General features: G+C 45.7%; 10 protein-coding genes and 3 tRNA genes. 1 reads left to right on the top strand and 12 read right to left on the bottom strand.

The window, feature by feature from the left end:
* Position 1: 1 nt before the first annotated feature.
* Entirely contained in the window at positions 2-2,137 is a 2,136-nt protein-coding gene (locus tag LKO28_RS13375; RefSeq protein ID WP_227695460.1) for a carboxy terminal-processing peptidase, read from the bottom strand.
* A gap of 346 nt (positions 2,138-2,483) precedes the next feature.
* Between LKO28_RS13375 and LKO28_RS13370 the strand changes: the two genes are divergently transcribed.
* A complete protein-coding gene (locus LKO28_RS13370; protein WP_227695459.1) occupies positions 2,484-3,575 on the top strand; it encodes a tetratricopeptide repeat protein in 1,092 nt (363 codons plus the stop codon).
* 93 nt (positions 3,576-3,668) lie between these two features.
* Here LKO28_RS13370 and LKO28_RS13365 read toward each other — a convergent pair.
* The 11 genes from LKO28_RS13365 to LKO28_RS13315 form a co-directional block, all read right to left on the bottom strand.
* Positions 3,669-3,743, bottom strand: a tRNA-Val gene (locus tag LKO28_RS13365).
* Between the two features lie 15 nt (positions 3,744-3,758).
* Positions 3,759-3,833, bottom strand: a tRNA-Val gene (locus tag LKO28_RS13360).
* Positions 3,834-3,925: 92 nt separating this feature from the next.
* Positions 3,926-4,636 carry a hypothetical protein gene (locus LKO28_RS13355; RefSeq protein WP_227695458.1) on the bottom strand — a complete coding sequence of 237 codons (711 nt, stop codon included), beginning with the start codon at positions 4,634-4,636 and terminating at the stop codon, positions 3,926-3,928.
* A gap of 98 nt (positions 4,637-4,734) precedes the next feature.
* Positions 4,735-5,358 (bottom strand): hypothetical protein, encoded by a 624-nt coding sequence (locus LKO28_RS13350; RefSeq protein WP_227695457.1) that lies wholly within the window; start codon positions 5,356-5,358, stop codon positions 4,735-4,737.
* Between the two features lie 535 nt (positions 5,359-5,893).
* Positions 5,894-6,880, bottom strand: coding sequence for a helix-turn-helix transcriptional regulator (locus LKO28_RS13345; protein ID WP_227695456.1), 987 nt, complete (start codon positions 6,878-6,880; stop codon positions 5,894-5,896).
* A 59-nt stretch (positions 6,881-6,939) separates the two neighbouring features.
* Complete coding sequence (locus LKO28_RS13340) at positions 6,940-8,940, bottom strand: putative porin (RefSeq protein ID WP_227695455.1); 2,001 nt, start codon at positions 8,938-8,940, stop codon at positions 6,940-6,942.
* Between the two features lie 113 nt (positions 8,941-9,053).
* A tRNA-Val gene (locus LKO28_RS13335) sits at positions 9,054-9,128 on the bottom strand.
* 54 nt (positions 9,129-9,182) lie between these two features.
* Complete coding sequence (locus LKO28_RS13330; RefSeq protein WP_227695454.1) at positions 9,183-10,652, bottom strand: sodium:solute symporter; 1,470 nt, start codon at positions 10,650-10,652, stop codon at positions 9,183-9,185.
* A gap of 8 nt (positions 10,653-10,660) precedes the next feature.
* The gene (murQ, locus tag LKO28_RS13325) at positions 10,661-11,482 is read right to left on the bottom strand and encodes an N-acetylmuramic acid 6-phosphate etherase (RefSeq protein WP_227695452.1); all 822 of its coding nucleotides are present in this window, start codon (positions 11,480-11,482) and stop codon (positions 10,661-10,663) included.
* A 26-nt stretch (positions 11,483-11,508) separates the two neighbouring features.
* Complete coding sequence (locus LKO28_RS13320; RefSeq protein ID WP_227695450.1) at positions 11,509-12,741, bottom strand: exo-beta-N-acetylmuramidase NamZ domain-containing protein; 1,233 nt, start codon at positions 12,739-12,741, stop codon at positions 11,509-11,511.
* A 19-nt stretch (positions 12,742-12,760) separates the two neighbouring features.
* The gene (locus LKO28_RS13315; protein WP_227695449.1) at positions 12,761-14,431 is read right to left on the bottom strand and encodes a glycoside hydrolase family 10 protein; all 1,671 of its coding nucleotides are present in this window, start codon (positions 14,429-14,431) and stop codon (positions 12,761-12,763) included.
* Between the last annotated feature and the right edge of the window lie 225 nt (positions 14,432-14,656).

Below are 14,656 nucleotides of genomic sequence, written 5' to 3'. Positions count from 1 at the left end.
TTTATTTCTTAGCCAATTTACGCTGTTCAAGTCTAATATAATCTGCGATCACCGATAGACTCTCGTCCAAAACGAAATCGAAATCCGTTTTCGGCTGCGGCTGGCCTTCCTTCCATAAAGGCAATCCGCGCAGTTCCAACCCTTTGTTGATACGTGCTCTATTTTTAGCTTTAGACTTCTCGCGCTCTAGTTTTAGCTTGTCTTGGTTTAAGCTTATTTCTTGGATAGAGTCCAATTTCTTGAATTCTTCAATATCTTCTAACAGATAGGCGTACTCCGGAGATTTTTCCATCCGCGATGTATGCATTTCCCTTAGCTCGTCCTTTAATGCGGTCAGATCGGCCACCGCCGAAAAATTGGATGACTTAATTTGATCCCAGGGCAAAGCGGAAGGTTCCGAACTTTCACCAAATTTCTCTGCGGTATATTGCGTCGGGAAAGTAATATCAGGCAGCACCCCTTTATGTTGCGTACTGCTGCCAGTAACCCGGTAAAACTTACCCATCGTAATGTTAATCTGGCCAAACTCCGGAGCACCAGTCGGCGTATCTGGATCCTTGTCCAATCCCTTAGCTTTTAGCAATAATTTATTGGTTGCACTGATAAAACGGGACATATCGATCGCGGATTGCACCGTACCTTTCCCATACGACTGCGTTCCCAATACCACTCCCCTGCCGTAATCTTGAATCGCACCAGCGAAAATCTCCGATGCTGAGGCTGAAAAACGATTGATCATCACGCCAAACGGGCCCTCCCAAGCTACACCAGCATCTTTATCACTTTCTACATCGACCCGATTACGTACATCGCGCACTTGCACCACCGGTCCTTTGTCAATAAACAATCCGGTCAATTCAATCGCTTCTTGTAAAGAGCCCCCTCCATTGTTTCGCAGATCCAATACCACCGCATCTACATTTTCTTGGCGGAGGGTATCTAAAATCAGCCTAACATCCCTCGTCGTGCTTTTATAATTCGGATCACCCCGACGATACGCTTCAAACTCAATATAGAATTTCGGTAATTTGATAAGCCCCACTTTGTAGGTTTTACCATCGTCACCCTTGATTTGCTTAATTTCTTTCTGAGCAGATTCTTCTTCAATAACAATCTTATCTCTTTTTAATGCCACCACTTTAGGCTGTGCGGTAAGCTCCTGCCCCGCAGGAATAACTTTTAAGCGCACGACCGTATTTTTAGGACCTTTAATTTTGGCTACCGCTGCATCCAAACGCCACCCGATGATATCCTCAAACTCACTATCACCCTGCGCCACGCCAATAATGCGATCATCTACTTCTAAGCTCTTATCTTTAAAGGCGGGTCCACCCGCAATAATTTCTTTGATGGTCACCATTTCGTTCTCCATGGATAGCCGCGCACCGATCCCCTCAAAAGTATTGGACATGCTTTCGTTAAACGCTTGTGCAAACGACGGATTATAGTACGTGGTGTGCGGATCCACCGCATCGGTCAACGCCGTCATAACAAGCTGGAATGCATCATTTGAATTCGTTTGTTTTGCCTGACTGATCAAGTTTTTGTACCGCTTGCGTAAGGTTTCTTTGTGTTTTTCTACATCCACCGAATCTTTATCTGTACTGGTAAGCCGTAAGTTCAATAAATCATACTTCACCCGCTTACGCCATTGATCTTTCCATTCCGTTTCGTTCTGGAAATAAGGAAGTTTCTCCCGATAAGCCACGTAGTTTTCATCCAGATCAAAATCGTGTGGCGCTTCCACCTGGGTCAGGGCGTATTCCATCGCCTCCAAATAACGCTGTGAATAGCTGTTGAAAATATAGAACGGCGCCGATAAGTCACCCTTTCTAAAGTCTTGACTGATGGTACTTTCGAACTGTTTGAAATCATCCACATCCGCCTGCAAGAGATAATTGCGCCCTTGATCCATCGACTTCAATAGGTTCGCAAAAACAATCCGCGACAACGAATCCGTCATCGGTACCTTTTTATAGCTATAGTTTTCCAGCAAGTTAGCCACTTCAGCGGCAATAACCTCATGCTGTGCCGACGGCTTTAACTGTAATGCCTCTTCGTCCAAACTCACCCTAGGCTTTGATCCACAAGCTATAACAGAAATTAAAGCGAGACCAAATACAATATTCTTAAACATATAAGCTACTTTTTTTAAATACATTCGTTATATTCCTTTTCAGTATCCAAAACCTGCAATAAGATTTTGTTTGCCATAAAAATACTGAAAACAAAGCACAAAATGATGCGCTCCTTCAAATTAACAACAACATTTACATAGGTGCAACATACACCTGTCTAATAACTGAACAAACGGCCGGATATTGTATAATAATGTTGTTACTTCTTTTTTTGGCAAAAAAAGTTTGAATCGCGCCGTAGCCTAAACCGCCAAAGTCACTATTTGTGATTCTCCCAATTAGACCCTAACTTTGTCATCACGAAAAGAATACGGTATGCAACTCAGTAAAAAGAGCATTTTCTATATGACAGCAGGGCTTTTCACTTTCGGACTGAGCGCAACCTGTCTTCATGCCCAGGAAACCGATATCGTCTTGGATCCGGCAGGATATATTAACAAGTACGACACAACTTTCCATGGGATAGGCCCCCACGTATACGTGCTTCCAGCGCCGCGAACCCGCGAAGAATTATTGACAGATTCCTATAAAGAGAAAATATTTTTTCAGGACAGCATCGACAAAGCACTCGATTTACAAGAACTTATTGCAAGCTTTAAAACAACGCGTGCTGAACGCAATATGCAGTACCTACTCTCCCCGATGCCGACTTCCGCGCTCGCTTGGAACGAGCTCATTGAACGGGAAGTAGCGCGGGGCAGTTACCACACGGCCTATGGGCTGCTGCATACCTACGCCTCCTTATCCTTAAAAGAAGGGACGATCGCACAAACTTTAGACTTATTGCAAAGTGCGCTACAGCACGCCCAGAAAACACCTAACACCTCCGATGTGGCGATCATTCAATATAATTTAGCCAACATCTATTTGTACGACCGGAACATTCAACAGGCGGGCTATTTTCAAGAAGCCTATTACAATACCGCTGTCCAGCAGAAAAGCATTATCGACCAGGCGAATTCCCTGCTGCGAATAGCGCTCATACAAGCACACGATCAAGATTTCCGTTCCGCAGAGAACAACATCATCCGCAAAGCCGTTCCGTTACTGAACCGCGCGAAAGCTTACGAACACAAAATCGTGGCCTGGCAAACACTAGCTCGGATTTATCAATTACAAAATAAACATACCGAAGCGCAATGGTTTCTGATCCAAGCGCGTGATCTAGCCAGGAGCAAAAACTTTAGCCGGGAGCTTGCGGAAATCGAGTACATGCTAGCCTCCTCGAAGTTGGTTCAGAAAAACTATACGGTCGCCAAAAAAGAGTTTCTACAGGCAAACGAGCTCGCGAAGTCGGAAGACAACAAGTTACTCCAACTCGCCATTGCTGATAAGCTGGGGCAATTATATATGGCGGAGCGTGATTTCAACAATGCGGAAGCCACCTTACACAGCTATCAGGATTTGCGTACAGAGCTTTTTGGAAATAGGTTGTAGTTGAGGATAAAATATGAAAAATTTAATGAAGTTGCGCTTATTTCCGCAGGCATAAAAAAAAGCCGCTTTCGATAAAAGCAGCTTTTCGTATTGTGGGAGATACTGGGTTCGAACCAGTGACCCCCTGCTTGTAAGGCAGGTGCTCTGAACCAGCTGAGCTAATCTCCCGAGGTTCTTTTTAAGTGGAGAATACTGGGTTCGAACCAGTGACCCCCTGCTTGTAAGGCAGGTGCTCTGAACCAGCTGAGCTAATTCTCCTTTCCTTTCGCTTATTGCGTGTGCAAATATAGTGGTTAAATCTGATTTGCAAAATTATTTTTTCAATTTTTTAGCCACGAAAAAGCAATGTACTAACTGCCAAGGCCTCCCGTTTTTTTGGGTACGGCAGACAGCGCAATCGCCGCGCGTTTATAGATCGGCTCGACCAGTTCAACCAGCCCTTGGTAGGAGGCGAAAACCTCTTCAGCAAAATCTAAATTGCGGCGGTACATCTCATACAGCTCCCCATAAAGTTCCAAAAACTCCTGCTCATCATCGTCCAAAGAAACGATATTGATCGAGAGTTCCTCGTAGCGCGGGTACACCTCGTCGAATATACCAAAATACCGACCATGCACCGGCCAATGCTCCAGGTGTTCATCGGTGGGATCAATCCGGTCTATTTCATCATTATACCGCTGCGTCATTTCATCTATTTGCGCATACAAAGCCTGCACCACGAGATTGTGCTTTTCCAGGTCCGCAAATACACCGCTCACCTCCCCGGTAAATTCAGTGTCCTTTTCCAACGGCTTCTTGTCGTCAGACAAACCCAAGCTGTCTTCCACAGACGCCAGACTTTGATCGAGGCGAAGAGCTTCCCGCGTGCTTTCGAGCGTTTGTTGCTGCACGGTCACAAGGCCTTTCGCCAAATATTCCAGGCGCTGCTTTAAATCCCAAACCACATCATGCGCTTCGTAGTAACGTGCTAAAGCTTCTTTTTCATAGTCGGGCTGCTCCTTGGAATCGTCAAATTCCAGAATAATATCTTTTAGGGGATGGGGCCGAACGATCGTCTTCATATATTTCGTGTATTGCTATTTAAAAAAATGGCTATCCCACTCCGAAGAAGGCATCATATTCCGTGATGCAGGGATAGCCAAAATTACAGGATTAACGGTTAAAAAACGTATGTACTCACCACATCACTATACGTGATCTGTGGATTCCGCCCAATATAAGCGACCCGAAATTCATACTTCTGTACCGATTCCAACCCGGTGATGGTCAGTTTGGACTTGGAACTTATCAGCCTTGTCCAGTCAGCGTCGCTGTCTTTCTTCCGATATTCAAACTGATAGGCGAGATTACCCTTCCAGTAGGCCGTCTTCAGCGTGGTTACCCCAGGTATCCGTGCATTGACCTCTACCGATAGGAATTTTGGCTGTGGTGCCGGTTTGGGTCCAATGATACCCTTTGCAGACGGGTTAAAACCTGCCGCTAAAATGACCGCTGCATCGCCGTTTGCCTTACGCTCTACATAGAGCGACAGATGATAAACCATCTTCTTCAAGGCCGCAAAAGCCTGGTTTTTGAGCACGACAAAACGCTTGTCCCGATAGGCTGCATCGGCCTGTGTCTGCTTGACTTTAGCCAGTGCCTGTTCCAGATCGGCAATACTCGGATCTGCGTCCGTAAACAAATCTGCATTTTCTGCTAATTTAACAATGATGTTTTCAACGAATTTAACAAACTGTGCTTCTCCGTTACTGGTTCCCCCAGTTTTTAATGTTACTTTAGTCATGATAGTTTTTTTGTGTTAAAAATTAAACCTTTTGTTGATCAACGATACAAACATAACATGGAGGGCCGCGAAACAGGGGGTCAAATTGCGACATTTCCTTCGCGTTTTCTTGAAAATTTTGTCGCAATTTGACCCCCTACCCTACTAAAAACGTAAATTTTATACGTTTAGGGCTTGTAAACGCACTTTTTCTCCAACCAAAAAATTTACCTTTTTCACCAACAAACACTTGTAAATCCCTAAAAACCGCATCATATTCCAAAAACAGAAACGTCATGCACCAACAAAACTTCTTACTTCCCCACAAAAATTTGCTTCTTCCCCAGCAAATAATTCCTTTGTACTACAAACAAGATTATAATCTTGGAATATCCAGGTAATGCACCAACAAAACTTCTTACTTCCTCACAAAAATTTGCTTCTTCCCCAACAAATAATTCCTTTGTACTACAAACAAGATTATAATCTTGGAATATCCAGGTAATGCACCAACAAAACAACGATTCTCCCTACCAGAACATCCTCATGCGTTCAGCTATTCCTCTTCATCATTACCTTTCCGATATACTTCCATTTCTTTTTGAAAGGAACTCGGTGTTTGGAAAAAATATTTTTTAAACTCCCGGCTAAAGTATTTCCGGTTGGGGTAGGCCAATAGGTTAGCAATCTGGTCCACCGTCAAGTCGCCTTCGTAGAGCAGGTCTCGAGAGTGGTTGAGTTTCATCCGCTGGATGTATTCCGCTATCTTAAACGGTCTCCCCTCAAACGCGCGCTCCAACGTACGTGCGTTCACCCCTAACCCTTTAACGACCATCTCTTTATTAACGGAATCCAGCAAGTTATCATTAATATAGGCCAATGCTTTATGGTAAAGCCCCAGCCTGCTTCGTTCGTTTTGGTCTGCCTGACGATCTAATTGCCGGCAGTATTCTTCCAGTAACCGACACACGTCCAGAAAAAGTTCGCTTTTCCCGCGAAAAGGGAGATATTCCGGCCGGCTGATCCGATTCCAGGCATCGCGCAAGCTATGGTTGATGCTGATATCCGGCTCCCAATAAGCATTTGTTTGAAAAGATTCTATTTCATAGACTAAGCTGGCTAACATCGGGAATTCTTTGAGCAAATCGGCAATTGTTTCTGTTTTATAGCCAATAAGTACCAACCATTGCTTGCCTTCGTTCAGTAGGAGGGGAATTTTGGACGTCGCGGACGAAAAAGAGATGCAACGGTTATCACTCAACGGCAAGCTGTGGGGCAAATAAAGCTGCGTGCTGTTCATAAACTGGTACAATTGCCAAAAACTTAGCTCGTCCGTAACGGGATCAACACGTACCCCGGCCGGATCGCTGACACCTTTGATCTCCAAAAGTACACAAGCATCCAGCTCTATACAAATCGCTTCTAGGTTATTCCCAATACGATAATGGTGGTCTAGGGGCAAAAAGGACAGGTAGCCGCCTTCGATTGTTCGTGCTGAGCGGTATACATCCTGCCGGAAATTAAAGAATTTAGATTGGAGCATGAAAAAGTTAGCGTTTGTTTTGCTATTAAAGTTATAGAAAACTTGCTACTCTTCCAATTTTAATCATAGAACTTCCAAGATACGCCAAACCGCAAGTTGGCGTCCTGCATGGGATAACGGCGCACGGTATAATACCCTTTCGGGTACACAAACTGATTGACGAAGTTATACGAGATAAATAAATTCACCCGATCGATATTACCGGTAAACCATAAATCCACAATGGGGTAGGTCGAATATTCTATCCCTACGTTATCGTTGTAAAACTGCCCCACATTGATAGCATAGGAAGGCGAACGGAAGGGCGTATTAAAGCGCACATCGGTTCCTAACCGAAAATCCATGACATTGTATAGTTTGTTAGCATAGTAGAAACTATGCCAGGTATATAACTCGGGAATGGCCAATATATTGGGCGCGTCCGTTTTTTGGTATACGCCCATATTGTCAAAATGGAAACGGCCTAAACGGAAGTTTTGGCTGACGGAAACTTTCAGCAAGTTCATATTGCCCGATTGTTCCGGCGTGATCTGCCTTAGAAACAACTCATCATTCCCCGGATTATCGACCTCCCGAAAATAAAGATACTTATCCATCAAAAAATACTCCGCTTTACCCGAAAACCCAATTTTACTATTGGTATAGGCGAAAGAAAGGTTTTGTGTCTTCGTTTTTTCCCAGCTGTGGTCCCATTGATGATACGTATAGTTCATTAGATTAAACACCATCTCGGGCGACTTATTTTGCGAATAGGCTCCCAGGCGCACACGGCCGGCTTGCTCACTCAACAAGATATCGGCAGTAGCCTCGTACAGAAAATCACCAGCATGACGACCCACCGCAATTTGGTTGACATCTGCCCGCAATTGAATCCGGTCGCTAAACTGATAACTTAACGCACCTTTTAACATGCTATTCTGGAAAAACGTGTTGGTAAGACTGTCTTTATACCAGATGAGGTCATTCTCGAATCCCAGTTCAAGTTTCGCTTCATTTTTAAACACGCCCTTATTCCGCAAATAAAAGCTATAGGTAAATTCGTTCGTGATGTTCGTGATCGTCGTGGTATCTTCTACCAGCCCAAAATCGCCGTAGGGGAAGGCCCCTTCCAAATCTTCTTCATTTTTGAAAAAAGTAAACCGTCGTTGGCGAATGGAGGAGTTATGCGCAACCGTATTAGTAGGGCGCACCTCCATTTCGGGGGTTCCCACATTCAAGGTATCTAACCGCCCCAGATAATACGACTGTCTTAAGAAGATGCTATTATCCTTCCATTTGTGATGCGGGCGATCGGCCTGCCGCCCGTGTAACCGAACCGGATAGCCCATGTTAGACATACTGGAGGTATCCTGAAAGACATCCTGCATGTAGACGTTTCGATCCACAACCGATCCGTTTTCCGGCGAATTTAGGTTATTGAAGATGGCGTTCACCAACATGTTGTAGCGCAAGCTCTTCGATTCGTACCAGCTAAATACCGCAGCCTTTCGGTCATTATAGGCTTGATTCATATAATAGCCATCCGTGTTGGTGGCGTAATATTCTGCGCCTATATTCCATTGTGGGTTAATATTCTGTGCCAGCCGGGCCCGAAAAACCTGATCATTGAAAAAGAAACCGACAGCGTACAGCTCCGAATAGCGTGCTCTGGCCCGAAAATATTGAATGGAATCTGATTGGAGTAAATACCTTTCTAGGGCATGGAATCCCGGTTGGAAACCGATACGTTTGTTTGGGTTGAACAGCAAATCGCGCGACGCCAAACCATACGATCCTAGATTGATCGTCGGATTCCACGGTAAGTTTTGTTTATTGTAATACTGAAAATTAACGTGGGTCGTGTCAATCTGTGTGGTACGGGTGCTCTGCTTGAGCATATCCAAGGTGATATAGCGCACATATTTTGCGGTAAAGACGACCGAGTCTTGTCGATTATCCTCTTTGGCCCGCGCCGAGTCCAACGCGCTACTAAATTCCTCATCTACCTGAGCTGCAGCAAAGTGCATCCCTCCAAGGAGAAAAACAAACAAGAGTAGGTGTTGCTTTAAATACCTGTTCATCAATACCAGTTCGTTCTAAATGATATGCCAAACTTAGATAAAATGTGCTGCATTCACGAATCCCTAAGAGAAAATAAAAGCAAAAAAAAGAGACTATTAAAGTCTCTTTTTTGTGGGAAATACTGGGTTCGAACCAGTGACCCCTACCTTGTCGAGGTAGTGCTCTAAACCAGCTGAGCTAATTTCCCGTTGGCTGTGCTGTTGTGCGCACAAAGATAAGGAATGTCCGCAAAAATAAAAATTTATCTGTATTTACCCGGCGAAGTTACCCACATCAGTAAAAACGTGGTTAGGCCGTTGTATACGATCAACTCAAAACCAATACGATAATCCGTATGCGGAACGATATAATAGGTGTTTAACAGATACCATATAACGGGTGACAGCAGACAGATATAAGGCACCAGGTTATCGTTCACGTTTCTTCGCGTCAATATGCCGAAAGCAAACAGACCTAGAAGCGGCCCATAGGTGTAGCTAGCGGCGGTGAAAATAGCCGTAACGACCGAATCATCATTTAATACCCGAAACACCAGGATAACCACCAACATCAGGACGCTAAACGCAAAATGTACGATGTTCCGTTTACGCACCAACGCCTTTGCATTGGGATCTTCCGCCTTGTTAAAACCTAGAAAATCCACGCAATACGATGTTGTCAAGGCCGTGAGCGCGGAGTCCGTCGTGGCAAAGGTTGCCGCTGTTAATCCCATCATAAAGATAACGCCTGCAGCCAGCGACAGGTGATTCAGCGCAATCTCGGGATAAAGGTAGTCGGCAGTGGGGAGCGCACTGATATCGATGCCTTTTTCCGCCACATAGATATATAGCAAAGCCCCAACCGCTAGAAAAAACAAGTTGATCACGACGAAAATGCCGGTAAAGGTCAACATATTTTTCTGTGCTTCGCCGATCGTTTTCATGCTGAGGTTTTTCTGCATAAGATCTTGATCGAGGCCGGTCATCGCAATCGTCACAAAAGCTCCGCCGATCAGGTGTTTCCAGAAATGATTTCGATCACCCAACAGATCCTCCCACACGACAACCTGCGAATAGGTGCTGTCTTTCACCCGTTCAAACGCTTCCATAACGGAAATACCGAGTCCATCGGCCATAAAATAGATCGAGAGGACAACGGCCAGTACTAGGCAAAAGGTCTGGAACATATCGGTAATGATAATGGTTTTCAACCCGCCTTTATTCGTATACAACCATATTAAAAGCAAACAGCCTCCTACGGTTATGCCGAAGGGTACATTCCAGGCGTCGAAAATGAATTTTTGTAGGATAATCGCCACCAAATATAGCCGAAACGCAGAACCTATCGTGCGCGAGACCAAGAAAATCATCGCCCCGGTCTGGTAACTCTTATGCCCCAAGCGGCTCTCCAGATAGGTGTAAATGGACGTCAGGTTCAAACGGTAATAAAGGGGCAACAACACATAAGCAATCACCAAAAAGCCCAGGGCGTTGCCCACAACAAACTGAAAGTAACTAAAGTTTGAGATGCCCACGGCACCCGGAACAGAGATAAAGGTTACGCCGGAAAGGGCTACGCCGATCATTCCAAAGGCCACCATATACCATTTGGAATTTTTGTTTGCCACAAAGAAAGTGGCATTATCCGCTGTTTGACGCGAGGTAAAATAAGAGACGCTCGCGAGTATACCGAAATATACGAATAAAAATAGCAACAAGATAAGGGGTGACATAACAGGAGCTAAATTTTAGGTTTCTGGGATGCGTAACTTTCAATGGCCTGCCGTACATTGCCAAAGCGGGCTAGCAAAGCAGAGGCCGCTTCCGGATCTAATCCGGTTTCTTCCATGATCATCCGAACGCCCCGGTCGACCAGCTTTTTGTTGGACAGCTGCATATCCACCATTTTATTGCCTTTCACTCGTCCGAGCTGAATCATAACCGCGGTACTCAGCATATTGAGCACCAGCTTTTGGGCGGTGCCCGACTTCATCCGCGTAGAACCGGTCACAAATTCCGGCCCAACGACAACCTCTACCGGATATTGGGCTTCCTCGGCAATGGGCGAATGTTCATTGCATACAATGCATCCGGTTATTAAACCTTCCGCATTGGCCCGGCGTAACCCGCCAATGACATAGGGTGTGGATCCGGAGGCCGCAATACCCACGACAACATCCTGCTTATTGATTTGATGTTTTTCCATATCGATCCAGGCCTGCTCGAGGTCGTCCTCCGCAAATTCTACCGCCTTACGGATAGCCGAATCACCGCCGGCAATTAAGCCGATGACCTGATCAAACGGCACGCCGAAAGTCGGCGGACACTCGGAAGCATCTACTACGCCGAGGCGACCACTGGTGCCCGCTCCTATATAAAACAAACGTCCGCCTGCTTTCATCTTTTCGACGGTGATCGCTACCAAACGCTCGAGTTGCGGGATAGCTTTGGCCACTGCCAAAGGGACGGTACGGTCTTCGTTATTGATGTTCGTCAATAATTCATGGACCGACATGTGATCCAAGTCTTGGTAATTCGATGCTTGTTCGGTGATTCTGGTCATGGTCATTCAATTTTTTCTTTCGTTATTTACTCAAAATCGGCGTATAGCAGGTATTTTTTTCGCATGCTTTTATAAGTGGCTAAATCGGCTGCCCAGCTATCGCGAATTTCGCTTTCTGTTTTTCCGGCTATGATTTGTTTCCGTAGCACATCGGTTCCGGCAAGTTTATCAAAAAATTCCGGTCGGCTGAAGAACTTATTTTTATCGGGCATTTTATGATAAAAATCAAGCAGATAGGCTAACGTAAATGTTGCCCCGTCGGCATCGATCTGCCGTAAATCCCTCCCATAGCACAACTGGCCCTGCTGCTCTACGTGTGCCGCCATCCCCGGTCGTGTACCCGGTGTAAAGGTAAAGTCGCCGAACACGGGATCGGGATAGCCTACCACCTGAAAGGGCCAATCGGTGCCCCGACCGATACTGATATCGGTCCCTTCAAATAAACAAAGGGATAGGTATAATCTTACCGCGGTATAGTTGGGTAAACTGGGGGATGGCACGACAGGCAGTTCATAAATTTTGCTGTGATCCCAGTTTTTTACCGGAATCACGGTTAAATCGCAAGGTTTACCGCTTTCCAACCAGCCTTCTCCATTGATCATTTTTGCCAACTCCCCGACGGTTAGTCCATGGATCATGGCGATTTTATGGTAACTTACGTCTGCTTTAAATTTATCGTCTTTCCGTACGGGGCCATCCACTTGATCGCCGTTGGGATTGGGTCTATCCAACACGATTAGCTTTTTACCTTGATTTGCACACAGCTGCATCACACGGTGCATAGACGCGATATAGGTATAAAAGCGGGCACCTACATCTTGTAAATCAAAAAGCATGACGTCGACCGATCCGACAATGGCATCTGCTTCCTTATTTTCGCCATAGAGGGTATATAATGGCAACCCCGTTTTGCGGTCTACGGCATTATCTACTTTTTCACCGCGTTCGATATCCCCTCGAAACCCATGCTCTGGTGCAAAGGCAAATTTTAAATCTACTCCTTCCGCCAGCAACACATCGACCAAATGCGCCTTATCGGCTCCGACGATGGATGTTTGATTCCCCATCAGCCCTACTTTTTTCCCTTTTAATAATGGTAAGTACGCTGCCAGCTGATCGGCACCGGGAATGATCTTCTGCTCGTCCTGGGTTTTCGGGGCTGCCGTCTTGGTCTCCGTCCGCCCCCGCTGCGCGCCTTCGCCTCCACAAGCAGAAAAACAAGAGCTGATGAACAGCAATAAAGGGACAAGTGTTTTCATACGCCGGTGTTTAGGATGTTTATTTTACTTTTTTAGCTATATAATCACTTTCGTTGCTTAACCGGTCGATTGCTTTTACCGCAACCGTACGTAAGGGCTTTCCATTTTTTTCTTTCGGAAAACTTCTTTCGGTTTGCAGACCCGCAACGATTTCATATTCCCAGATATCCCCATATTGTGCGTAAACAACCCATTGAAAAACCTCGTCAGGTTGCTTATGGAGCCATTTAGCAAATACGCTACTACTCTCTTCGGTTAACAATAAACTGGGTGTTAGCAAAGGATTTGCCGGCAACCATGGTGTTCTCGGAATCAAGGCTTGTTGGTTGTAGGGCCCGCTGCGCAGGGCTTGTAACATGCTGGGGCTCTTTGTTAACCCCGCAATGCTCCAATGGATAGCGCCCACACTATTCGGGATCAGTTTTCGGGTTTCCTCGATCTGCCTGGCAATTTCTTGAGGCCTATTGGGGGCTCTTACCTCGACCGTATTTAAGCCGGGCCACAGGTGTCGCTTATGCGTGTTCTCCGATTCCCACCAGCGCAACAGCGCGGTAAAACTTTGGCGGGGCGGATCAATAGGCCAATAGAGCTGTGGTGCGAAATAATCGATCCAGCCCTCATTCAGCCATAGCTTCGCATCCGCGTATAGTTCGTCGTACTGGGAGGAGCCGGTGATCCCCGAAGGATAACCGGGCTTCCATATGCCAAACGGACTTAAACCAAATTTTACGAAACTCTTTTCGGCTTTTATTTCTTTATAAACACGTGCGATGAAACGGTTTACATTATCCCGGCGCCAGTCAGCTCTGGATAATGTGCCGCCCGATTTACGATAAGCATTCCACGAGGCATCGTCGGGGAAATCCGCTCCGCCGTTATAGCTGGCATAGGGATAAAAATAATCGTCAAAATGAACACCGTCTATGTTGTATCGCTTAACGATATCCAACACCACGCGTGCTGCATGATCTTGCGTGTGGGGATTCGCCGGGTCAAACCAATACATGCCATTTTTCAGCCGGACAACCATATTGGGAGCCTTACGCACCATGGATTCACTGGTTACTGCGCCACCCGTAGAGTGGTGCGCTCGGTAGGGGTTCAGCCATACGTGCAACTCTAATCCGCGCTTGTGTGCTTCTTCTACCCAAAAAGTTAAGGGATCATAATAAGGGTTGGGGCGTTTGCCGATTTGTCCGGTCAGGAAATACGACCAGGGTTCGTGCGGACTGTCATACAAGGCATCGGCTGAAGGCCTGACCTGAAATATCACGGCATTAAAATTATTTTCTTTTAGCAAATCCAAGAGCTGTATAGCCTCTCGCTTTTGAGCTTCGGTTGCGTAATTGCCTTTCGTCGGCCAGTTGATATTCGCTACGGTTGCAATCCAGGCTCCTCTGAATTCGCGATCAACCTGAGGCAATTCGACGCGTAATGGGACTTCTATCACAGGCTTCTTTTCCACTACTACGGGCTTTTCTGCCGACGCGGGCTTTTCTGCCTGCGGCACGGCAGTTGTTTTTTCGCTTGGTTGCGCATCAGCTTTCTCGGTTCCCGCGGTTACGATCGTTACCGCTGGCGACTTCAGTTCCTTTTGAGCAGATTTGTTTTTGCGCGAAGCACAAGAAAACAATACGACAGATAAAACAAGGGTTATTAGTGCTAAATTTTGTAAGCAGGGATATCTCATAGAATACAAAACTAATGTTTTTATATATACGGACCCCTGCTCTTTGATTGAAAATGCTTGTTAAAAATGTTAAATCCACCTTTTGAGCAGAGCATGGATCACTACGCCCCTTTTTGATTTTTTAGATTTTCCATCGTAAATTAGCCCCATGGGACTAAAAGAAACGAAACCGCAACTTTCTAAATCATCACGATTTAACAGAAGAGCTATGCGCATCATGAATAT

This window comes from Sphingobacterium sp. FBM7-1 (assembly GCF_020687765.1).
Classification (GTDB): Bacteria; Bacteroidota; Bacteroidia; order Sphingobacteriales; family Sphingobacteriaceae; genus Sphingobacterium.
Note: the sequence above shows the minus strand (reverse complement) of the source record. Positions and strands in the feature narration are given on the sequence as shown.

Coding starts and splice junctions, on each gene's coding strand:
- LKO28_RS13375 (WP_227695460.1), bottom strand. CDS start 2,137: ATGTTTAAGAATATTGTATTTGGTCTCGCTTTAATTTCTGTTATAGCT.
- LKO28_RS13370 (WP_227695459.1), top strand. CDS start 2,484: ATGACAGCAGGGCTTTTCACTTTCGGACTGAGCGCAACCTGTCTTCAT.
- LKO28_RS13355 (WP_227695458.1), bottom strand. CDS start 4,636: ATGAAGACGATCGTTCGGCCCCATCCCCTAAAAGATATTATTCTGGAA.
- LKO28_RS13350 (WP_227695457.1), bottom strand. CDS start 5,358: ATGACTAAAGTAACATTAAAAACTGGGGGAACCAGTAACGGAGAAGCA.
- LKO28_RS13345 (WP_227695456.1), bottom strand. CDS start 6,880: ATGCTCCAATCTAAATTCTTTAATTTCCGGCAGGATGTATACCGCTCA.
- LKO28_RS13340 (WP_227695455.1), bottom strand. CDS start 8,940: ATGAACAGGTATTTAAAGCAACACCTACTCTTGTTTGTTTTTCTCCTT.
- LKO28_RS13330 (WP_227695454.1), bottom strand. CDS start 10,652: ATGTCACCCCTTATCTTGTTGCTATTTTTATTCGTATATTTCGGTATA.
- murQ (WP_227695452.1), bottom strand. CDS start 11,482: ATGACCAGAATCACCGAACAAGCATCGAATTACCAAGACTTGGATCAC.
- LKO28_RS13320 (WP_227695450.1), bottom strand. CDS start 12,741: ATGAAAACACTTGTCCCTTTATTGCTGTTCATCAGCTCTTGTTTTTCT.
- LKO28_RS13315 (WP_227695449.1), bottom strand. CDS start 14,431: ATGAGATATCCCTGCTTACAAAATTTAGCACTAATAACCCTTGTTTTA.